This is a genomic window from Erythrobacter sp. NFXS35, assembly GCF_040148725.1.
Lineage (GTDB): Bacteria > Pseudomonadota > Alphaproteobacteria > Sphingomonadales > Sphingomonadaceae > Erythrobacter.
This window is the reverse complement of record NZ_JAGDEB010000003.1, coordinates 467,464-488,191: the sequence shown is the minus strand read 5'-3', so window position 1 is coordinate 488,191 and position 20,728 is coordinate 467,464. Positions and strand designations below refer to the sequence as shown.

The following is a 20,728-nucleotide window of genomic DNA, read 5'->3' as shown; positions in this document are numbered from 1 at the left end:
CTGATGCTGGACGCCAAACTCCGCCCGCTGATCGATCCGCCGCTGAACAGGGCGGGGCGGGTGCTGGCCGGGTTTGGCGTGACGGCCAACGGGCTGACCTTTGCCGGTCTTGCGCTTGGGCTTGGCGGGGCGGCGGCCATTGCGTTGGGCCATATCGGCTGGGGGCTGGCGCTGATCTGCGCCAACCGGCTGGCGGATGGTTTGGACGGCGCCGTGGCACGGGTGCGCGGGCCGTCCGATCTGGGCGGCTATTTCGACATTGTCGCCGACTTTGCGTTTTACGTGTCGATCCCGCTCGGCTTCGGCGTTCTCAGCCTCGACAATACGCTGCCTGCATTGGTGCTGGTGGCCAGTTTCGTGCTGACGGGGGTAAGCTTCCTCGCCTATGCGGCGATCGCGGCCAAGCGCGGCGATACGACCGAGGCGCATGGGCGCAAGAGTTTCTTCTATTCCACCGGGCTGGCTGAAGGCACCGAAACTATCGCGGTGTTCATCTCCATGTGCCTGTTCCCGGCGTGGTTCGCTTGGCTCGCCTATGGCTATGCCGCGCTATGCCTGCTGACGGTGTTTCAGCGCAGCGCGATGGCGGCTGCCACCTTCCGCGACTGACGCGTCAGCGCTGGCCGATCTGGCCCGCGACCCTTTGACGCAATTCAGCAATCCGTTCCGCATTCGCTCCCAGATCGCTGCGCCCGACCCGGCTGACCGAGCGGAAGTCGATCTCGTTCTCGCCGATCCGGGCGACCACGTCATCCTTGAACCCGAACCAGAACGTTTCGGCCACGCCTTCGACTGTGCCGGAGGCGGCATCGGTGCGGATGTCGTTGAAGCCCATATTGCCCATCGCTGCCGCCACGGCTGCCACCGCATCGGCGCGGCTGGCGCCTGCCAGCGGTAGGGGGGCAAGGTTGGCGTAGCGATCGGTGATGATCTGCGCGTGCGATTTGATCGCCAATTCGGGCTCCACGCCTTCGTAAAGCGCCAGTTCGCCCAGCGGAGTCTGATAATCGCTCAGCGGGTTGGCTTCGGCCTCGGCCCGCGCGGCCAGCGTCTCGGCCGAGAATGCGGGCGGATCGGCTGTGTCGGTGGCGACATCGTGGATCGGATTGTCAGCGGCCGTTCCGCGCGCGGCAGTGAACATCACGAACACCGCACCGGGTATCAACAGGCCGATGATCGCTGCCCCCAGCACAACATTGCGGCGCGGCTTGGCGATCACCCCCAGGATCAACGATATCAGCGCAGCCACTGCCACGATCCCCAGCAGGATTACGCCGCCACCGAATGTCAGCGCCATCAGCCCCGTCGGCCAGCCCCACAGGCCGATCTTGGTGCCGAACGCGGCAATCGCGAAATACAGCGGAAGGAACGCCAGCAGGGCGAGGACGAGTTTTGTGTGCCAGGGCAGGTTTTTCATGCCTGCTGTTTAGCGTGCCTGTGCAACAAGGCAAATATCCGTTCATGAGTCGCGGGAAACCCTTTGGCCTTCGCGCGTTGGGAAAATACGGCAGCGGGGGCAAAAGCGATTGAGCTTGTGGAAGTCCTGCTTTTCATGCCGGAAAAACTGGGTTATGCCCCCCGCAGTTGCGGGAGGACTAAGTTGTTCAGAGGACAATCGACTATGAAGCGTAATTTCCTGATGGGTGCGGCCGCGCTGGCGGGCCTGATGACTCTTTCGGCTTGCGGCGGCGGCAACAATGCCCCGGCGGCTGAAGAAACTGCGGCTGCTCCGGTGGTCGAAGAACCGATGGCACCCGAAGCTGCGGCACCCGATGCCGCTGCCGCTGGTGCGACGATGGAGTTTGCCAGCATGACCACTGACGCCGCTGCAGGCGAAAAGGTGTTCGCCCTGTGCCGTTCGTGCCACGTGCTCGAAGAAGGCGTGAACCGCGTCGGCCCGTCGCTGCACAACATCGTCGGCCGCCCGTCGGGTTCGGTCGAAGGCTACAGCTATTCGGAAGCCAACCAGAACAGCGGCGTGGTCTGGACGACCGATGTGCTGTTCGAATATCTCGAAGATCCCAAGGGCTTCATGCCCGGCACCAAGATGGCCTTCCCGGGCATCAAGGATGCGCAGGATCGCGCCAATCTGGTGGCCTATCTCGAAAGCCAGAGCAGCTAAGATTTTGGTGTCGTCAGCGCTGCGGCGCTGCTGATCAGGAAAAACGGGCGGTGTGGGTAGCCACATCGCCCTTTTTCTTGCCTTTGCGCAGCGTTGATCAGGCGGCGGCTGTCGCCGGGTCTGCGGCCATGCAATGCTGCCTCAGATAATCCTCGTGGCTCGGCAGGCCTGCTACGGCGCGTTCGACGATGGTGCGCAGATTGGCGAGAAATTCGCCGAGCTGCGCATCGCCGATCTGGTCGGCCATCGGATCGTAATCGGCGGGCATTATGCCTTGTCCCAGCATCACCTGCACCCAACTGGCATCGCGGAACAGATCATCCGCATCACGCCCGATGCGGCCTGCGGCAGCGAACAGTTCCAGCTTGTGCGAGAGGCTGTCGGGCACGTTCATGTGCTTGCAATAGCGCCAGAAATCGGTGTCGTCGCGGTCGGTGCGGTGATAGTGGAGGATCAGGAAGTCGCGGATCTGCTCGAACTCGGCGCGGCACCGGCGGTTATACTCGTCGCGCATTGCGCCGGCATCGGGAGAGCGTGGGAACAGCTGGATCAACCGGCTGACATGCGACTGGATAAGGTGGATGCTGGTCGATTCGAGCGGTTCCAGAAACCCGCTGGCAAGGCCGATCGCGGCGCAATTGTGCGACCAGAACGCCTGCCGCCTGCCGGTGGTGAAACGGATCGGGCGCGGATCGCCCAGCGGTCTGGTGTCCAGCCCTGCCATCAGCGTTTCGGCCGCCGCCTCGTCCGTGGTGAACCCGCTGGAATAGACATGCCCGTTGCCGGTGCGATGCTGCAGCGGGATGCGCCATTGCCAGCCTGCGTCTTTCGCGGTGGCGCGGGTATAGGGGAACAGTGTCGGCAGGCGCTCGCTCGGCACCGCCAGCGCCCGGTCGCACGGTAGCCACCGCGACCAGTCCTCGTAGCCGACGCCCAGTTCCTGCCCCAGCAGCAGCGCACGAAAGCCGGTGCAGTCGATGAAGAAATCGCCCGCCACGCGCTTACCTCCGGCCAGCGTGATGGCGGCGATGTCGCCGTTCTCTCCATCGCGTTCGACGCTCTCGACGATGCCTTCGGTGCGCGTCACTCCGCGGCCCTCAGCATAGGCACGCAGGAACAGGGCATAACGGCTGGCATCGAAGTGGTAGGCATAGGCCAGCCCGGTCATCGCTGTGTTGCCCACCCGATCGAGTTTCCCGAACCGCGCCTGATCCGCTGCCACCTGATGCAAGGACCACTGCCACAGCCCGCGCGCATCGGGCTGCGCCTCGTCCATGCAACTGCGCCGCCAGTAGTGATGGAACGCGACATTGCCGAGGTTCATGCCGGTATCGCCGAAGGTGTGGAGATAACGACTACCGCGCTTGCCCCAATCGACGAATTCGATCCCGAGCTTGAAGGTGCCCGAGGTCGCCTTCAGGAACTCATGCTCGTCGATGCCGAGGATGGTGTTGAGGCGGATGATCTGCGGGATCGTCGCCTCGCCCACGCCGACAGTGCCGATCGCTTCGGATTCGACCAGTTCGATGGTCAGGCTCCGGCCCAGCAGGCGGGCGAAGGCTGCCGCGGTGATCCAGCCCGCGGTTCCGCCGCCCACGATCACCAGTTTCTGCAACTTGCCCTCTGCCATAGCTCTGCCCCTCTTGCTCTGCTCTGCCCTTGGGCCGCTTCAATCCGCCGCCGGGCGGAAGAAGGCGTTGATCGTCAGCCGTCCTTCGCGCGGATCGGAGGAAAGCGGCGCGGCATTATCGATCACCCCGCTATGCAGGATGTTGCCGCGATAGAATACGGCGCTGTTGAAATGTCCGGGAACGGCATGCGTGCGTTCGAAATGCGGTGCGCCGTCGGTGGGGTAGGCCGCAGGCGGCAGGCCGGTGCGCGCAACATCGCGCTGCAACGCCTCGCGGTATCGCGCAAACTCCGCAGTGGTTAGCGCCTCCAGCCCGGTCGAGCGGTGGCGAAAGAACGCGGTCCCGCCGTGCCCGGTGCGGTGAAGATAGAGCATCATCGCGATCTGGCGCGGATCGGTGCCGTCGACATGCGGCAAGCGCTGCATCGGAGCGAGGTCGGCGGGCGGCGTGGTGACGAGCGAATACCACCCCTGCATCTCCCAGCGCGTGCTGCCGGATTCGAACCATTGATCGAGCAGCGGCGAGAGCGCCGCAAGCCAACTGGCGCAAACCTGCCGACCCAGTGGCGCGCGCACGCCGGGATATTGCGGCGTGATTCGTGCAAAATCTTGCAAAATAGACTGGTCAATGGCGTGATCGGGTGTGTCGAGCAGGCTTTCGGCAGTGACAAGAATATGATTTGCCGAAGAAAAGTGTGAAACCTTCGCCGCCTCAGGGGAAATGGCCCATCCGGGCAGCGCCGATTTTGGTCGGGATGAGGGGGCAATCGCCATAGCCGGGAGCCTAACAAATGCGAGGGCCGGGGCCAAGTGGTAAGGCCAAGCCATTGAACCGGAATGCTTATGGCGGATTGCTGCGCACCAGGGCCGGCGCGGATTGAGGAGCGGTCTTGCGGCGCTGCCGAATGCGCCGGGGAGACTGTGACAATAGGGCAACAAGCTGTCGAAACCTTTTCCATCTGTTCAGCTATCGGAACGCTTGCTCATAACTAAACATCAGAAAGAAAACAAAAATATTGCAAGCAACAGACCCGAGCGTGCCTGCGCGATTGGCAATTTACCTCAGCCCCAGACTGCGCTATGAAAAAACCTGCAAAAGCGCACGCATGATGTCGCTTGCTGGAGGGGATTTCAGATGAAGACCAACGGGATCAATGTGAGCGCGCGCCTGCTTTGCGGGGCTGCGACCTTTCTGGCGCTGGCCGCGACCGGTGCACCGGTGCTGGCACAGGACGCCGAAGAACCGCCTGTCACCACCGCCGATGATGAAGAAAACGCGATTGTCGTTACCGGCATCCGCAGCTCGATCCAGTCCTCGCTCGATGCCAAGCGCAATGCGACCTCGATTGTCGAAGTGATCTCGTCTGAAGATATTGGCCTGCTGCCCGACCTTTCGATCGCCGATACGCTGGCGCGTCTGCCCGGCGTTACCGCCCAGCGCGTGCGCGGTCGCTCGCAGCAGATTTCGATCCGCGGTCTCGGCCCCGACTTCTCGCTTGCGCTGCTGAACGGCCGCGAAGTGGTTTCCGCGGGCAACAACCGCGGCATTGAATTCGACCAGTTCCCGTCCGAACTGATCGGCTCGGGCGTGGTCTACAAGACCGGCGATGCGCAGTTGGCCGCCATCGGCATTGCCGGCGCGGTCGACCTGCGGACCATCAAGCCGCTCGATTACAAGGAACGCCAGATCACCGCACAGGCGACCTACACGATCAACGATCAGGGATCGTTGAACCCCGATTTCGCTGATGACGGCTATCGCTTCTTCGCCAGCTACATCGATCAGAACGCCAGCGGCACACTGGGCTGGTCGCTGGGCGTCACGGCTCAATCCATTCCGACCCACATCATCCAGCGCGAGTTGAAGACCCGCAACGATCAGGTTTCGCGCACGGCAGACGGCGTGATCTATCCCAGCGACAATCCGCGTCAGGGCGTACAGAGCCGGAGCTTCGAGCGCACCTCGATCGCCGGGACCCTGCAGTTCGAGCCGACCGACAATTTTGCGCTGACGATCGACAGCTTTTACACAGACACCAGCGATTCCGGCATTTTCCGAGGCACCGAAACCCCGATTGCATCGTGGAGCGGCGCGACCTTCGATGGCGCCACCGGCAACGGCCCGTTCGCGGACACCGCGACCTATTCGGCGGTGGTGCCGATTTTGCGCACCGACACCGAAGGCGCCGAATCCTCGATCTTCGCGATCGGCGGCAACCTCGAATGGCGTGCGAACGACAATCTCGGCTTCGTGCTCGATTACGGGTACTCGACGCTCGACCGTGACGATGTCGATTTCGAATCCTACGCCGGTACGGGCCGCGCTCGTTCGGGCGCGCAGGACACGCTGACCTTCACCTTCCCCGAAAGCGGCGAATATTCCATCGACGGGCTGATCGATTACACCGATCCGGCCAACGTGCTGCTGACCGATCCGGGCGGCTGGGGCCAGGTCGGCTTCCTGCGCGAGCCGGAAATCAACGACGAACTCCATCAACTGCGCGCCGAAGCCTTTTGGGAGTTCGACGGCGGCATGATCGACAGCATCGTGGTCGGATGGCTTTACACCGATCGCAACAAGGACTTCGACAATAACGGCACCTTCCTGCGCGCCGGCGCCGCTTTTGTGGACAGCTCGCTGACGATCCCGGCCGACCTGATCATCGGGTCGTCCAACTCCAAGGGCATCGGGCAGGATATCATCGCCTATGACCCCGCAGCCTTGCTTAACAGCGGCGCCTATCTGCTGGAGCGGGCGACCGACGACACCGAATGGGTGGTCGAGGAGAAGATCCACAACTTCTACATTCAGGCCAATATCAACGGTGATCTTGGATCGGTTCCGGTGCGCGGCAATTTCGGCCTGCGCTATGCCGACACCGAACAATCATCGGTCGGCACGATCAGCGGCGGGTTCACCAATGATGTGACCGCGACCTACGACAACTGGTTGCCGAGCATGAACCTCAGCTTTGAGATCATGGAGGATACCTTCATCCGTCTCGCGGCGGCCAAGACCATCACCCGCGCGCGGCTCGATCAGCTGGCGGCGAACCAGAATATTACCGTCAACTCGCTGAGCTGTGCGGATACCGATGGCGACCAGATCCCCGATACGGTGATCGGCTTCAACCCGCCCACGCTGGTGTGCTTCAATCTTGGCGGCGGCAACCCGACGCTGCAGCCTTACCGGTCGACCTCCTTCGACATCTCGTTCGAAAAGTACTTCTCGCCCGGTTCGGCAATCATCGTCGCGGCGTTCCACAAGGATCTGTCCGACTGGGTGCTCGATCTCAGCGAGACGATCGACCTGACCCAGCAGATCGAGAATGCCGGGTTCCGATCGATCCTCGACACCGCGCCCGAACTGGCGACGGGCGTGTTCGGCGGCCCGGTGAACTTTGCGGATGGATCGATCACCGGGATCGAAGGCACGCTGCGGGTCGATTTTGGCGATGTCTCGAATGCGCTCGACGGGTTCGGCGGGTTCGCCAGCGTGACCTATGCCGATGCCGAGATCGAACAGCCGGGGCTCAACCCGATCCGGATCCCTGGATATTCGGATGTGACCTGGTCGGGCGACATCTTCTATGAAAAATACGGCTTCCGCGCCAAGCTGGCCGCACGTTATCGCGGTCCGTTCCTGTCGGAAGTACAGAACTTCTCCGGCGGGCTCGACGGGGCGGATGCGCAGGGCGAGACCATTATCGATGCGCAGATCGGCTACACCTTCGACAAGCCGGGCAGCGCGCTCAACGGCGTCGGCATCCTGTTCGAGGCGTTCAACCTGACCAACGAACCTTTCGTGACTCAGAACGACTTGCTGGGGGCTGGCGGCGACGTGGTCGGCACCTTCCCGAGCCGCCACGAAATCTATGGGCGGACGTTCAACTTCACGATCCGCAAGAACTTCTGATCCGAACTATGGCAACGTAGCCCCCGGGTCGCTCTAGGGTGTCAGGACGGGCTCGCCAGCAATGGCGGGCCCTTTCTGCGTCTGGGCTTTCCGCGTCAGGCTAGTCGAGACATCGGCGCGAGGTGGCTAACGCCGCCCCGTCCGCTTTCCTACTGGCGTTGCGGGTGGCAGCATCATCACGAGTCTTGCTGCAGATGTCTTTCCCGCCAATCGCTGACGCAGCCGGCGGGTGAAGATTTTCGCTCCTTGGACAGTGTCTCATGTGTCTCCTACACGCGCCGCAGTCAGGCGGTGATTGGCGGTGCGGCGCAGTGGCGGGCGATGAATTCGCTGTGGTTCGGCATCGCGGCGACCGCCTCGTCCATCGCGCTGCGGATTTGCATGAGGCGCTCGCCCACCGGCACGCCTCCGCGCATTGCGGCGAGCGCGGGCGGACGGGCGGGCACGATGCCTTGGCCGAGATAGACCGCGATCCAGCTGGGATTGGCGAACAGCTCGCGCTCGTCCGAAACCAGCATCCCGTGCTCGCGGAAATGGTCGATCTTGTATTGCAGGCTGTCGGGGATCGGCATCGCGGCGCAGTACCGCCAAAGCTCGGAATCGTCCCGCACGCTGGCCTTGTAATGCAGGATCAGGAAGTCGCGGATCCGCTCGTATTCGCTCGCGGTCTGGGCGTTGTATTCACGCCTCAGCAGCGGCGACATCGCATTGTCGGGCAGCAGCGCGATTAGCCGCAGGATGCCGTACTGGATGAGGTGCAGGCTGGTCGATTCCAGCGGCTCCATGAACCCCGCCGAAAGCCCGATGGCCACGCAATTGCGCTTCCAGAACTCGCGCCGCTTGCCGGTGACAAAGCGCAAACTGCGCGGATCGGCCAAAGGCTTGCCATCGAGGGTGGCGAGCAATTCGGCGCTGGCCTCATCCTCCGAAATGAAGTCGCTGCAATGGACGTAACCGTTGCCGGTGCGGTGCTGGAGCGGGATGCGCCACTGCCAGCCAGCCGCCTTGGCGGTGGAGCGGGTGTAGGGCGTGAATTCGCCCTTCTCACAGGGCACTGCCACCGCGCGGTCACACGGCAGCCAGTGCTGCCAGTTGTCGTAGCCCGCCTCCAGCGCCTCCTCGATCAGCAGGCCTCTGAAGCCGCTGCAATCGATGAAGAACTCACCGCTCACCGTCTCCCCGCTCTCCAGCGTGACATGCTCGATGAAACCATCCGCGCCGCGCACGGCAACATCGACCACGCGGCCTTCCTTGCGCACCACGCCGCGCGCTTCGGCAAAGCGCCTGAGGAAAGCGGCGTAGAGCCCGGCGTCGAAATGATAGGCGTAATCGAACGTCGACTGGATCAGCCGCCGGTCAGGGGAAGGGAGCGTGAACTTGCCGGCCTTGGCCATGGCCCAGCACATCGAGAAATCGTCGATCGGGCCGTCGGCGCGCCCCGCCAGATGTTCGCGCATCCAGTGATGATAGAACGGCACGGAATCGAATTCGGCGCCGTACTGGCCGAAGGGGTGGAAGTAGCTGTGGTCGCGCTTGCCCCAGTCGACGAACTCGATCCCGAGCTTGAACGAGCCCTGCGTCTCGCGCACGAAGGTTGCCTCGTCGATGCCGAGGCGGCGATTGAAGTTGCGGATCGGCGGGATGGTCGCTTCGCCCACCCCGACAGTGCCAATGGCTTCGCTTTCGATCAGCGTGATGGCGCAATCGCGGCCCACGACATCGGCCAGCGCGGCCGCTGTCATCCAGCCCGCACTGCCGCCACCGACGATGACGATGCTGGTGAGCGGGGCAGGGATGGCATCGGCGGTCATCCGCTATCCGCCGCAGCTTTCGCGGATCAGCAGGCTGGTTTCGAGTCGTTCGGAAATCGCCGGGCCATCGCCGCGGTCGATCAGCTTGGAGACCAGCATCCGTCCGGCCAGGTTCGCGTCCTGATCGATGGTGGTCAGCTGCGGAGTGACGAGCCGCGCTGCCGGGATGTTGTCATACCCCACCACCGAAACATCGGCGGGCACATTGAGTCCGGAGCGGGTGAGCGCACGGATCGCGCCGATCGCGATGAGGTCGCTCGCGGCAAACACAGCGTCGAATGTCAGCCCGCGTGCGATCGCGCTGCGGGTCGCAGCCTCGGCGGAATGAACCTCGAAATGGGCCGGAACGATCAGGCTGTCGTCGACGGCGATCCCCGCTTGTGCGAGCGCCTGACGATAACCGCGGCTGCGCTGCTCGGCCTCGGGCGCTTCGGTATCACCGAGGAACAGGATGCGGCGGCGGCCAAGGCGGACGAGGTGCGAGGTCGCGCGCCGCCCGCCCGCGACATTGTCCGACCCGATGGCGCAATATTGCGCATCGGGAAACTCCGCGCCCCACACCACGAAGCGATTGTCGCGCAGCGCCAGCGCGTTGAACGCGTGGTGCAGCGAGCTTTGCCCAATGAAGATCACGCCGGTGGCGTGGCTGGTGCTCATCGCGTAATCCAGATCCTCGCCAGCGCGCGGGGTCAGATGGCTGATCAGCAGGTCGGCGTTGCGTTCGCGTGCAGCTTCGGCGATCCCAGCCAGCAGTTCGAGGAAGAACGGGTCCGCCACCCGGCTTTCGCGCGCCTGCGGGGCGGGGACGACCACAGCGATCGTCGCATCCGCACCGCTCGGCCCGGCGGGCATCGACGCGCGGAATTCATAGTCATGCGCCCGCGCGATCTGCCAGATCTGCTGCTTCGTCCGCCGCTTGACCGAGGGACTGTCATTGAGCGCACGGCTGACGGTCGAAACCGACACTCCGGCTTCGCGGGCGATGTCCTCCAGCGTGGCGCTGCGCCGTGAGGCAGGCCGGGTTGCGTTCATTGGCAGGCGGGCTCCGGGTTGTTTGCAACCCAGTAACCCGAACACGGCGCCAGCACCATGGGCGGTCTCGCCCAGTTGCCGATGGTGCTTTCGTTCGCCAGCAGTTGCGCTGCGGCGAATTCCTCCGGCGGCGCCCAGCTCTGCGCCTCATTACCCAGGTTGAAGGCGCACAGCACGGCATCCTCCGCGATCCGGCGCACGAAGGCGACCATGGTATCGGGCGTGTCGAGCAGAGTGATGTCGCCGCTCACCAGCGCGGGCAGCTGCCGTCGCAGCGCCAGCAGCTTGCGGGTGTAATGCAGACTCGATTGCAGATCTTCGGCCTGCCGGTCGATGGCGAAAGCGGCATGGGCGGGGTCGAGTTTCAGCCAGGTGCGGTTGGCACTGGAAAAACCCGCCTGCGGTGCGCTTGCCTGCCACGGCATCGGGGTGCGCGCTCCGTCGCGCCCCAGCGTGTGCGGCCAGTTGGTAATAGCTTCGGGGTCGAGCAGATCCTCGAACGCGACCTTGCCCTGCGGCAGGCCCAGCTCTTCGCCCTGATAGATGATTGGGTTGCCGCGCAACGCCAGCAGCAGCAACAGATTGAGCCGCGCGGCGCGGGCGTGGTCGCCGTCTTGCACCCAGCGGGTGATGGCGCGGGGCGCGTCGTGATTGGAAAACGCCCACGAAGGCCAACCTTCCCCCGACTCACCGCTCCACTGGGCAAGACTGGCGCGGACCAGCGGGGCGGTGAGTTGCGGCGCGTAGAGGAAATCGAAATTATATGCCGAATCCAGCCTCTTGCCGCCTTGAGTAAATGCCTTCATTTCCGCCAGCGGCTCCGGCCCGCCGACTTCGGCGACGGTGAATCGGCCCGGAAATTCGTCGATCGTCTGCCTGATCCGCTCGAGGAAAGCGACGATATCGGGGTGCGACTGGTTGTAATGCTTTGCCTGCATGTCGAACGGGCGCGTTACCAGTTCCAGTGGCAGGCCGGAGGGCGGATTGTCGCGCAATTCGGGATCATGCATCGAAAAATTCAGCGCATCCAGCCGGAACCCGTCGACCCCGCGCCCCAGCCAGAAGCGGGCGACGTCCAGCAGCGCGTCCTGCACGTCGCGGTTATGCACGTTAAGATCGGGCTGACTGGTGAGGAAATTGTGCAGGTAATATTGCTTGCGCGGCCCGTCCCACTGCCAAGCGGAACCGCCGAACACCGATTGCCAGTTCGACGGGGGCGATCCGTCAGGCTTTGGATCGGCCCAGACGTACCAGTCGGCCTTGGGATTGGTGCGGTCGCTCCGGCTTTCGCGAAACCAATCGTGTTCGTCCGAGGTGTGCGAATAGACCTGATCGATGATCACCTTCAGGCCCAGCCCGTGCGCCTTTTCAATGATCCGGTCGAAATCGGCGAAGGTGCCGAAGGTCGGGTCGATCCCGCAATAATCGGCCACGTCATAGCCGAAGTCGCGCATCGGCGAGGTGAAGAACGGCGAAATCCAGATCCCGTCGACGCCCAGCCCGGCGATATAGTCCAGCCCTGCGACGATTCCGGCCAGATCGCCGATCCCGTCGCCATTGGTGTCGCGAAAGCTGCGCGGATAGATCTGGTAGATCACGGCACCGCGCCACCATGCGAGCGCAGCGGCAGTTTCGGCGGCAGGTGCAGCGCCGAGAGACGAGGCATTCACGGGATCAGTACTCCGCCTTGCAGACGACATAGCCGGTGGCTGGGATGGTAAGGTGATAGGCGCCGACCGCCGGGCTGTTAGCCGGACAATTGCCCGAAAGCGACTCCCAGTGTGTCGCCCGGCCATCGACCGGGAAGGCGAGCGTGCGCGGGGCGTTTCCGGCGTTGAAGGCGATCACGATTTCACCGCGGTCTTCAGGATCGAACCGGGAGAGCACCAACGCGCCGCCGTCATGATCGGCGTGGCGGGTGAGCTGTTGTCCGTGCCGCAGCGCCGGTTCAGCCGTGCGCACCGCCGCCATCGCGGCAATTGCGCGGTAGATCGGATGGGCGGGATCGAAATTGCTGTCCGCCACGCTGGCCTGCGTTCCGGCGAGGTCGTTGTCGGTGTAAACTGCTGTGGCCGAAGGAAACATCGTCTCGCGCGCGTCCTGATCGTTACCGTCCGAGACGAAGCCCTGTTCATCGCCGTAATAGATCGTCGGCACCCCGCGCGAGAACATCATCAACGCATGGCCCAGTTCTATGCGGCTGACCAGTTCGGCGTTGGAAATGTCGGGATTGGCCTGCTTCACGAACATCGCGAACCGGCCCATGTCGTGATTGCCGAGGAAGGTCGGAAGCTGCTTTGCCGTTTCGAAACCCTCGGCATAGACCGCATCGGTTTCGAACAGGTAGGACAACGCGGTCGCCGGCTTTCCGCCTGCCACCACATCGCGCACGCGCCCCTGAAAGGCGAAATCGAGCACTGCCGGAAGGCCTGCCTGCGTGGTGAACTTGGCAAGATGCGCCGGTTCGAATTCATAGGCTTCGCCGAACATGTGGAAATGCGGGATGCCTTCCGCGCGGGCATGATCGAGGATCGCAGGCGCGAAGACCTGCCAGAATTCAGGGTTCACATGCTTGGCTGTGTCGATACGGAAGCCGTCGACCCTGAAATCGCTGATCCACCGTTTGTAGATGTCGATGAACCCCGCCACTACGCGCGGGTTGGTGGTCATCACATCGTCAAGGCCGGAGAAATCCCCGGTGGTGCGGCTTTCGCCTTCCCAGAAACTGTCGCCGCGATTGGTGTAGTAGATCGGATCGTTCAGCCAAGCCGGGTTCTTGATCGCCTTCTCGGCATCGGGAACATAGGTGGTATAGGCCCAGTCGGGGTCGGTCAGATGCGCGAAGTTCTCCGCCGTCAGATGCTTGGGATCGGTGCCGAGGAAGCCCTGATTGATCGGTGCGCCGTTCGCCGTGCCGCGCGTGGTGTAGGGGTATTCCCCTTCGCTGCGGTAAGGGCAGGCGGCGTTGTCGCGCAATTCCTTCGGCGCATCGGGGCCGGAACATTCGGCGTATTTGATCACGTCGGCGGTGTGGTTGGTGATGATGTCCATATAGACCTTCATCCCGCGTGCGTGGGCGGCATCGACCAGCGCCTTGAACTCCGCGCGCGTGCCGAAATGCGGATCGACGTCAAGGAAATCGGTGATCCAGTAACCGTGATAGCCCGAACTCTCGCGGCCCGGAGGGCCTTGCACCGGCTTGTTCCTGAATACCGGCGCGAGCCAGATCGCAGTCGCGCCGAGGCCCTGAATGTAGTCGAGCCGCTGCATCAGGCCCTTCAGATCGCCGCCCTGATAGAAGCCCTTGTGGGCGGGGTCGAAGCCGTGGTCGAGCCGCGTGCCGTCGATCCCGCCGCGATCGTTGGCTCGGTCGCCGTTTTCGAACCGGTCGGGCAGAACGAAATAGATGATTTCATCCTCAGGCGTGCGGTCGGCCAGAGGCGGCAACGCCGAGGATTTCTCGTCCGCCAACGCGGTGCTGGCGCACAGCGCAGCGATAACGCTCACGAAGATTCGCATCATGACCCAACTCCCTCCGCGCGCGTTCTGGCATCATGCCAGTCTTTTTGCAAATCTTTGTAAAGGGGAGTGATGAGCGAGTTACATTAAACCAACATAATGATAAATAGTGAAAATCTGCAATTTCACTGATCCGGAAGAGAATTTTTCCGGAGAAGATTGCAAAGTTTCTTGCAAAAATTTGCAAGCTGTCCAGACTGGCGCGCCAGGGGGCGTACGCCATCGACCGCAAGAGCCGCGATGTTACAGCCCCGACGGAGCCGCGTCATCCCCGCAACACCGGGGCGCGGGGGAGAGGAAAGTGCGATCATGACGCCAGCAGGCCACAAGCCGGGCCTAAGCCCGGCGCAAATCTGGAACATGAGCTTCGGCTTTCTGGGCATCCAGATCGGTTTCGACCTGCAGAACGGCAATGTCAGCCGGATTTTCCAGACGCTCGGCGCCGAGGTGGACGAGCTGGCGATCCTGTGGATTGCCGCCCCGATGACCGGGCTGATCGTGCAGCCGATCATCGGCCATCTTTCCGATAAAACGTGGGGCAGGTTTGGTCGGAGGCGGCCCTATTTCCTCGTCGGCGCGATGCTGGCCAGCCTCGCGCTGTTCGTGATGCCCAATTCGCCGGTGTTGTGGGTCGCGGCGGGGATGCTGTGGATCATGGACGCCTCGCTCAATGTCACAATGGAGCCGTTCCGCGCCTTTGTCGGCGACAATCTGCCCGACCGGCAACGCACGATGGGCTACGCGATGCAGAGCTTTTTCATCGGAGTGGGCGCGGTGGTGGCGGGCGCGCTGCCGTGGGTGATGACCAACTGGTTCGGCCTCAGCAATGTCGCGCCAGCGGGCGAGATTCCGCAGACGGTGCAGTGGGCATTCTACATCGGCGGGGCGGCGCTGCTGGCGGCGGTGGCGTGGACGGTGTTCACCACGCGCGAGTATTCGCCGGATGAACTGGCAGGCTTTGAGGCCGCGCGGCGCGACGCACTCGGCATGGCGCGCAAGACCTCCACCGCAGCGCTGCGCAGCGCTGCGCAGTTCCGTAAGGGCGGGCTTGTATGGATCATCGCCGGGATGGCCTTCGCCGTCTTCGTCGCGCTCGCCCGGAGCGCGGCGCGTCCGGCTTTTCTCGGCGCAATCGAGGTCGCACAGGAGCTTTACGTGCTGGCCGCCTTGCTCGCCGGGTTCGGCGTTATCCAGCTGGTCGCGAGCGCATTGCGGGCCGAGGGGCGCAACCACAGCGGCTTCATGGAAGTGGTGAGCGATCTTTTTGCCATGCCCAAGACCATGCGCCAGCTGGCGGTGGTGCAGTTCTTCAGCTGGTTCGCGATGTTCGCGATGTGGATTTACGGCACGCCCGCAGTGGCTGAATACCACTTCGCTGCGCCCGATCCGGCCACGCAAGGCTATCAGGACGCAGCCGATTGGTGGGCCTTGCTCGGCTCGGTCAGGAACGGTCTGGCGGCGGCGGCAGCGTTGGGCTTCATTGTCATCGCTGCGCGGATCGATCGCATCCGCTTGCACGCGATCAACCTGATGCTGGGCGCGGCCGGCTTTGCGGCGATGCTGTTGATACGGGATCCGGCGCTGTTGTGGGTAGCGATGATCGGCATCGGCATTGCCTGGGCCTCGATCGTGTCACTCCCCTATGCGATCCTGGCCGGCTGTGTTCCACCGGAAAAAATGGGCATCTACATGGGGGTGTTCAATATCTTCATCGTCGTGCCGCAGCTGCTGGCAGCGACGATTCTGGGCTTCCTTGTCACCAACCTGTTCGGCGGCGAGCCGATCTATGCGATGGTGATCGCGGCGGCGAGTTTCGTGCTGGCTGCGATCGCCACCTTGTTCGTGGCCGATGGCGATCTGCCTGCCGAAGCGCCGTTGCTGCGCGCGGGAGAGGCGTGATGCGGTTCGGGCTCGCGCTGCTGGCGGCGATGCTGGCCTCGCCTGTGCTCGCCGAGCCGGACTACATCCCGCGCCCGCTGGTCGAAGTGACGAATGCCGAATGGACGCGCGATTCGGTGCTCTATCAGCTCAACACCCGCCAGTTCACGCCGGAGGGCACCTTTGCCGCCGCGCAGGAACACCTGCCGCGCCTTGCCGCGATGGGCGTGGACATCATCTGGCTGATGCCGATCCATCCCATCGGGGAGGTTAACCGCAAGGGCACGCTGGGCAGTCCCTACGCGGTGCGCGACTACCGCGCCGTCAATCCGGAACTGGGCACTGAGGCGGAGTTTCGCGCCTTCGTCGCCGAAGCGCACCGGCTGGGGCTGAGGGTGATCCTCGATTGGGTCGCGAACCATTCGGCCTATGACAATCCGCTGACCGCGAGCCATCCCGAATGGTACACGCGCACGCCCGAAGGCGCGTTGATGTCACCCGCCGGCACCGACTGGTCGGACGTGGCGGACTTCGATTACAGCCAGCCTGGCTTGCGCCGGTATATGACGGAAAGCCTGGTCTACTGGGTGCGCGAATTTGGGGTCGACGGCTATCGGGCCGATGTGGCGGGATATGTCCCGCTCGATTTCTGGGAGACGGCGCGGGCCGAGATCGAAGCAGTGAAGCCCGTCTTCATGCTCGCCGAGTGGGAGCAGCGCGATCTACACGCCCGCGCTTTCGATGCGACCTATGGCTGGGGCTGGAAGGAGGCGATGCAGCGGCTGGTCAAGGACGGCAGCGGGGCAGGGGCGATCCGGGGTTACTACGCCGGGCAGTCCGAAACATGGCCGCACGCCGCGATGCGCATGGTCTATACCGAAAACCACGACCAGAATTCGTGGGACGGGGTGGCGGCCGACATCTACGGCCCCGCCTACGAGGCGGCGATTGCGCTGTCCTTTGTGGGGAGCGGGGTGCCGCTGGTCTATAACGGGCAGGAAGCCGACAACGACCGGATGCTCAAATTCTTCGAGCGTGATCCGATCGTCTGGCGCGAGGGCCGGCATGATGTGCTGTTGCGCAAGCTGATTGCCCTCAAGACCGAGACCCCTGCGCTCCACAACGGGCGCTTTGGCGCGGAAATGGTGGAGGTGCCGACCGATGCCACGCAGGATGTCTATGCCTTTACACGGGGGCAGGCAGGCGAGCGGGTGTTCGCGGTCTTCAACCTGTCGCCCCGGCCCCAGCAAGTGACTTTCCGGCAGGCGCGCCACCACGGCCGCTACACCGACGCGCTGACCGGTGCAGCGGCGGGCTTCGGCGGCGGCGAGACCTTGGCGCTCGCGCCGTGGGGCTACCGGATTTTCAAAGAGAGCAAGTAATGCGCCGCTTTGGCGGGCGCGGGAGAGGACACATGACGAAGCATTGGACCCCGATGATCGCCGCGGCGGTCGTGGCATGGGCGGCCTTGGGAGGCGCTGCGCCGCTTTCCGCAGAGACGCTGGAAGTGACCTCGCCCGACGGCAAGATCACCGTCACGGTCAGCGACGATAACGGGCAGGCGACCTATGCGGTCCGCTTCGAAGGCGAGGAAGTCATCGCCCCGTCGAAGCTCGGCATGATCTTTGCCGAACACCCCGGCTTCGAACGCGGCCTCGCCATCGCGGGCGCGACCCGAACAAGCAAGGATAGCACCTGGGAACAGCCGTGGGGCGAGCGCCGGTTGGTGCGCGACAAGCACAATGAACTCGCCGTTACCTTCGGCGCGGATCGGGGCCCGACGCGGCAGATGACGGTACGCTTCCGCGCCTTCGACACCGGGATCGGCTTTCGCTACGAGCTTCCCGAACAGGCCGCACTGCAAGGCGACATCGCGATCGTCGACGAACGCACCCAGTTCAGCGTCGGCGAGAAAACCACCATCTGGTACACGCCGTCAGACGAATTCAACCGCTACGAATACGTCACCCGCACCGGCGCGGCGGGGCAGGTCGACGATGCGCACACGCCTGCGACCTTCCGCAAGGACAGCGGCATCCACTTTTCGATCCACGAAGCGGCCTTGGTCGATTATTCGTCGATGTCGCTCGGCGCGCTGCGGCCGGGCACATTCGAGGCACGGCTGCGCAATTGGTCGGGTGGGCCGAAGGTCAAGACCAAGGCCCCGTTCCAAAGCCCGTGGCGCACCATCCAGGTGGCGCGCGAAGCTGTCGGCTTGATCAATTCCGACATCATCCTCAATCTCAACGAACCGAACCAACTGGGCGATGTGTCGTGGGTGGAGCCGGGCAAATATGTCGGCATTTGGTGGGCGATGCACATCAATGATCGCACCTGGGGCAGCGGCCCGATCCACGGCGCGACTACCGCAGAGACCAAACGCTACATCGATTTCGCCGCCGAGCATGGGTTCAAAGGCGTGCTGGTGGAAGGCTGGAACATCGGCTGGGACGGGGACTGGTTCAACAATGGCGACCTGTTCCGTTTCACCGAGCCGATGCCCGATTTCGACCTCGCCGAACTGGGGCGTTATGCGCAATCCAAGGGGGTGCGGCTGATCGGGCATCACGAAACCTCGGCCAATATCGCCAATTACGAAAGCCAGCTGGAGGCCGCCTTCGACCTCTACAAATCGGTCGGCGTGCGGCAGGTAAAAACCGGCTATGTCGCAGATGCGGGCGATGTGGTGCGGGTGGATGACAAGGGGCCTCGCCGCTACGAATGGCACGACAGCCAGTTCATGGTCGATCATCACCTGCGGGTGGTGAAGGAGGCTGCCAAGCGGCAGATATCGATCAATGCGCATGAACCGGTCAAGGACACCGGCCTGCGCCGCACCTACCCCAACTGGATGACCCGCGAAGGCGGGCGCGGAATGGAGTTCAACGCCTGGGGTACGCCGCCCAACCCGCCAAGCCACGTGCCGATGCTGGCCTTCACGCGGATGCTGGCTGGGCCGATGGACTTCACGCCGGGCATCTTTGACCTGAAGCCCAACGAGCGCCCCCCGGTGCGCGCCGATGTCCCGCGCGGCGATCCGTCGAACCGCCCGCAGACAACGCTGGCGAAGCAGTTGGCGCTGTATGTCGTGCTCTATTCGCCGCTGCAGATGGCCGCCGACCTGCCCGAGAATTACAAAGCGCGCCCTGAAGCCTTCCAGTTCATCAAGGATGTCGAGGCCGATTGGGAGCAGAGCATCGCGCTCGCCGGCGAGGTGGGCGAGTATGTCGCCTTCGCGCGGCAGGGGCGTACATCTAAGGAATGGTTCCTGGGTGCGGTCACCGATGAAAGTCCGCGTGATCTGTCGCTACCGCTCAGCTTCCTCGAACAGGGCAAGCAATACCGCGCCCAGATCTACCGCGACGGGCCGGATGCGCATTGGGACACCAATCCCTATGCGATGGTGATCGAGGAGACGGTCGTGACCGGCGGCGATACCTTCGCCGTGCGGCTCGCTGCATCGGGCGGGGTGGCGGTGCGCTTCATTCCGTTCGGCAGGTAGCAGCAAAGCAGAAAGGGCGGGCATCGCCTGATACCCGCCCCCTGTTTCTTCCCGTCCAAGGGAAAACTGTTTGCCGCGCCCGGTTAGGCGGCGGTTGCCATCCGTGCAAGCTCGCACTGCGACCAGATTTCGCTGAGCGCCCTGATCAGCCGGTCGATATCGCCATCGGTGTGCACCGGCGACGGCGTGATCCGCAGCCGTTCGGTGCCCACCGGCACCGTCGGATAGTTGATCGGCTGCACATAGATGCCGTGATTGTCCATCAGCCAGTCGCTGATCATCTTGCACTTCTTGGCATCGCCAACCATTACCGGGATGATGTGGCTGGGATTGTCCAGGTGCGGGATGCCCATGATGTCGAGCGACCGGCGCACCTGCGCGACGCGCTTCTGCTGCAGTTCGCGTTCTGCGCTGCTCACCTTGAGGTGGCGGATGCTGGCCGCAGCGCCCGCTGCAACTGCCGGCGGCAGCGCGGTCGAAAAGATGAACCCGCTGGCAAAGCTGCGCACGAAATCGACCAGGTTGCTGCTGGCCGCGATATAGCCGCCCATCACGCCGAACGCCTTGCCCAGCGTGCCTTCGATCACGGTGATGCGGTCCATCAACCCTTCGCGTTCGGCAATACCGCCGCCGCGCGGGCCATACAGGCCGACCGCGTGGACTTCGTCGATATAGCTCATTGCGCCATGCTTTTCGCACACGTCGAGAATGTCCGCGATGGGGGCGATATCACCGTCCATCGAATAGACGCTTTCGAACGCGACAAGCTTGGGCACTTCGGGGCCGAATTGCGACAGCATCTCGTCGAGATGCGCGACGTCATTGTGGCGCCAGATCTTGTAGGGCGCGCGCGAATAGCGGATGCCTTCGATCATGGAGGCGTGGTTCAACGCGTCGGAGAACACAACGCAGCCCGGAATCTTCGACGCCAGCGTGCCGAGGCCCGCCCAGTTCGAGACATATCCGCTGGTGAACAGCAGCGCGCTTTCCTTGTCGTGCAAGTCGGCGAGTTCGCGTTCGAGCAGCACGTGGTGGTGGTTGGTGCCCGAAATATTGCGCGTGCCGCCTGCGCCCGCGCCGCATTCGTCGAGGCAATCATGCATGGCTTCGAGCACCGCCGGGTGCTGCCCCATGCCGAGGTAGTCGTTCGAGCACCACACGGTGACGGCCTGCGTTTCCTCATCAATGAAGCGCGTGGCGTGCGGGAAGCGGCCGCGATGGCGCTTGATATCGGTGAACACCCGGTACCGGCCATCGGCGCGCACAGTTTCCAGCTCGCCGGCGAAGAAGGCTTCGAAATCCATCGGGTATCCCTCGT

14 protein-coding genes are annotated in these 20,728 nt (G+C 63.5%); 6 read left to right on the top strand and 8 right to left on the bottom strand.

Features of this window, described 5'->3' with window-relative positions:
* The first annotated feature begins 3 nt into the window (after window positions 1–3).
* Window positions 4–609 carry a CDP-alcohol phosphatidyltransferase family protein gene (locus J3454_RS13830; protein ID WP_349514346.1) on the top strand — a complete coding sequence of 202 codons (606 nt, stop codon included), beginning with the start codon at window positions 4–6 and terminating at the stop codon, window positions 607–609.
* A 4-nt stretch (window positions 610–613) separates the two neighbouring features.
* Here the strand turns inward: J3454_RS13830 and J3454_RS13825 are convergent, their stop codons facing one another.
* Entirely contained in the window at window positions 614–1,417 is an 804-nt protein-coding gene (locus tag J3454_RS13825; protein ID WP_349514345.1) for a DUF1499 domain-containing protein, read from the bottom strand.
* A 204-nt stretch (window positions 1,418–1,621) separates the two neighbouring features.
* Between J3454_RS13825 and J3454_RS13820 the strand changes: the two genes are divergently transcribed.
* Window positions 1,622–2,122, top strand: a complete 501-nt coding sequence (locus tag J3454_RS13820) for a c-type cytochrome (protein WP_349514344.1) — start codon at window positions 1,622–1,624, stop codon at window positions 2,120–2,122.
* A gap of 97 nt (window positions 2,123–2,219) precedes the next feature.
* On the opposite strand, the gene J3454_RS13815 is transcribed toward J3454_RS13820, so the two are convergent.
* Together J3454_RS13815 and J3454_RS13810 are read right to left on the bottom strand one after the other, a co-directional pair.
* Window positions 2,220–3,752, bottom strand: coding sequence for a tryptophan halogenase family protein (locus J3454_RS13815; protein WP_349514343.1), 1,533 nt, complete (start codon window positions 3,750–3,752; stop codon window positions 2,220–2,222).
* A gap of 39 nt (window positions 3,753–3,791) precedes the next feature.
* On the bottom strand, window positions 3,792–4,526 hold the full coding sequence (locus tag J3454_RS13810) for a DUF6445 family protein (RefSeq protein ID WP_349514342.1): 735 nt from the start codon (window positions 4,524–4,526) through the stop codon (window positions 3,792–3,794).
* A 361-nt stretch (window positions 4,527–4,887) separates the two neighbouring features.
* Here J3454_RS13810 and J3454_RS13805 point away from each other — a divergent pair, with 361 nt between their 5' ends.
* Window positions 4,888–7,668 carry a TonB-dependent receptor gene (locus tag J3454_RS13805; protein WP_349514341.1) on the top strand — a complete coding sequence of 927 codons (2,781 nt, stop codon included), beginning with the start codon at window positions 4,888–4,890 and terminating at the stop codon, window positions 7,666–7,668.
* Window positions 7,669–7,952: 284 nt separating this feature from the next.
* Here J3454_RS13805 and J3454_RS13800 read toward each other — a convergent pair whose 3' ends face one another.
* Genes J3454_RS13800 through J3454_RS13785 form a run of 4 tightly spaced genes read right to left on the bottom strand, consistent with a single transcriptional unit; the run spans window position 7,953 to window position 14,033 of the window.
* Window positions 7,953–9,479, bottom strand: a complete 1,527-nt coding sequence (locus J3454_RS13800) for a tryptophan halogenase family protein (RefSeq protein ID WP_349514340.1) — start codon at window positions 9,477–9,479, stop codon at window positions 7,953–7,955.
* A 3-nt stretch (window positions 9,480–9,482) separates the two neighbouring features.
* A complete protein-coding gene (locus J3454_RS13795) occupies window positions 9,483–10,511 on the bottom strand; it encodes a LacI family DNA-binding transcriptional regulator (protein WP_349514339.1) in 1,029 nt (342 codons plus the stop codon).
* Window positions 10,508–12,211 carry an alpha-glucosidase gene (locus J3454_RS13790; RefSeq protein WP_502878600.1) on the bottom strand — a complete coding sequence of 568 codons (1,704 nt, stop codon included), beginning with the start codon at window positions 12,209–12,211 and terminating at the stop codon, window positions 10,508–10,510. Before J3454_RS13790 ends, J3454_RS13795 begins: the two co-directional genes overlap by 4 nt.
* Window positions 12,186–14,033 carry an alpha-amylase family glycosyl hydrolase gene (locus tag J3454_RS13785; protein ID WP_349514337.1) on the bottom strand — a complete coding sequence of 616 codons (1,848 nt, stop codon included), beginning with the start codon at window positions 14,031–14,033 and terminating at the stop codon, window positions 12,186–12,188. The genes J3454_RS13790 and J3454_RS13785 overlap by 26 nt, the downstream gene beginning before the upstream one ends.
* Before the next feature lie 306 nt (window positions 14,034–14,339).
* Here J3454_RS13785 and J3454_RS13780 point away from each other — a divergent pair, with 306 nt between their 5' ends.
* Genes J3454_RS13780 through J3454_RS13770 form a run of 3 tightly spaced genes read left to right on the top strand, consistent with a single transcriptional unit; the run spans window position 14,340 to window position 19,410 of the window.
* Window positions 14,340–15,929 carry an MFS transporter gene (locus J3454_RS13780; RefSeq protein ID WP_349514336.1) on the top strand — a complete coding sequence of 530 codons (1,590 nt, stop codon included), beginning with the start codon at window positions 14,340–14,342 and terminating at the stop codon, window positions 15,927–15,929.
* The gene (locus tag J3454_RS13775; protein WP_349514335.1) at window positions 15,929–17,290 is read left to right on the top strand and encodes an alpha-amylase family glycosyl hydrolase; all 1,362 of its coding nucleotides are present in this window, start codon (window positions 15,929–15,931) and stop codon (window positions 17,288–17,290) included. The genes J3454_RS13780 and J3454_RS13775 overlap by 1 nt, the downstream gene beginning before the upstream one ends.
* A 32-nt stretch (window positions 17,291–17,322) precedes the next feature.
* On the top strand, window positions 17,323–19,410 hold the full coding sequence (locus tag J3454_RS13770; RefSeq protein WP_349514334.1) for a glycoside hydrolase family 97 protein: 2,088 nt from the start codon (window positions 17,323–17,325) through the stop codon (window positions 19,408–19,410).
* 83 nt (window positions 19,411–19,493) lie between these two features.
* Here the strand turns inward: J3454_RS13770 and hemA are convergent, their stop codons facing one another.
* The gene (gene hemA, locus J3454_RS13765; protein WP_349514595.1) at window positions 19,494–20,714 is read right to left on the bottom strand and encodes a 5-aminolevulinate synthase; all 1,221 of its coding nucleotides are present in this window, start codon (window positions 20,712–20,714) and stop codon (window positions 19,494–19,496) included.
* Window positions 20,715–20,728 lie beyond the last annotated feature (14 nt).

What these genes read in the sequence shown, in the direction of transcription:
- J3454_RS13830 (WP_349514346.1), top strand. Translation starts at nt 4, where the DNA reads ATGCTGGACGCCAAACTCCGCCCGCTGATCGATCCGCCGCTGAACAGG.
- J3454_RS13825 (WP_349514345.1), bottom strand. Translation starts at nt 1,417, where the DNA reads ATGAAAAACCTGCCCTGGCACACAAAACTCGTCCTCGCCCTGCTGGCG.
- J3454_RS13820 (WP_349514344.1), top strand. Translation starts at nt 1,622, where the DNA reads ATGAAGCGTAATTTCCTGATGGGTGCGGCCGCGCTGGCGGGCCTGATG.
- J3454_RS13815 (WP_349514343.1), bottom strand. Translation starts at nt 3,752, where the DNA reads ATGGCAGAGGGCAAGTTGCAGAAACTGGTGATCGTGGGCGGCGGAACC.
- J3454_RS13810 (WP_349514342.1), bottom strand. Translation starts at nt 4,526, where the DNA reads ATGGCGATTGCCCCCTCATCCCGACCAAAATCGGCGCTGCCCGGATGG.
- J3454_RS13805 (WP_349514341.1), top strand. Translation starts at nt 4,888, where the DNA reads ATGAAGACCAACGGGATCAATGTGAGCGCGCGCCTGCTTTGCGGGGCT.
- J3454_RS13800 (WP_349514340.1), bottom strand. Translation starts at nt 9,479, where the DNA reads ATGACCGCCGATGCCATCCCTGCCCCGCTCACCAGCATCGTCATCGTC.
- J3454_RS13795 (WP_349514339.1), bottom strand. Translation starts at nt 10,511, where the DNA reads ATGAACGCAACCCGGCCTGCCTCACGGCGCAGCGCCACGCTGGAGGAC.
- J3454_RS13790 (WP_502878600.1), bottom strand. Translation starts at nt 12,211, where the DNA reads ATGTCGTCTGCAAGGCGGAGTACTGATCCCGTGAATGCCTCGTCTCTC.
- J3454_RS13785 (WP_349514337.1), bottom strand. Translation starts at nt 14,033, where the DNA reads ATGATGCGAATCTTCGTGAGCGTTATCGCTGCGCTGTGCGCCAGCACC.
- J3454_RS13780 (WP_349514336.1), top strand. Translation starts at nt 14,340, where the DNA reads ATGACGCCAGCAGGCCACAAGCCGGGCCTAAGCCCGGCGCAAATCTGG.
- J3454_RS13775 (WP_349514335.1), top strand. Translation starts at nt 15,929, where the DNA reads ATGCGGTTCGGGCTCGCGCTGCTGGCGGCGATGCTGGCCTCGCCTGTG.
- J3454_RS13770 (WP_349514334.1), top strand. Translation starts at nt 17,323, where the DNA reads ATGACGAAGCATTGGACCCCGATGATCGCCGCGGCGGTCGTGGCATGG.
- hemA (WP_349514595.1), bottom strand. Translation starts at nt 20,714, where the DNA reads ATGGATTTCGAAGCCTTCTTCGCCGGCGAGCTGGAAACTGTGCGCGCC.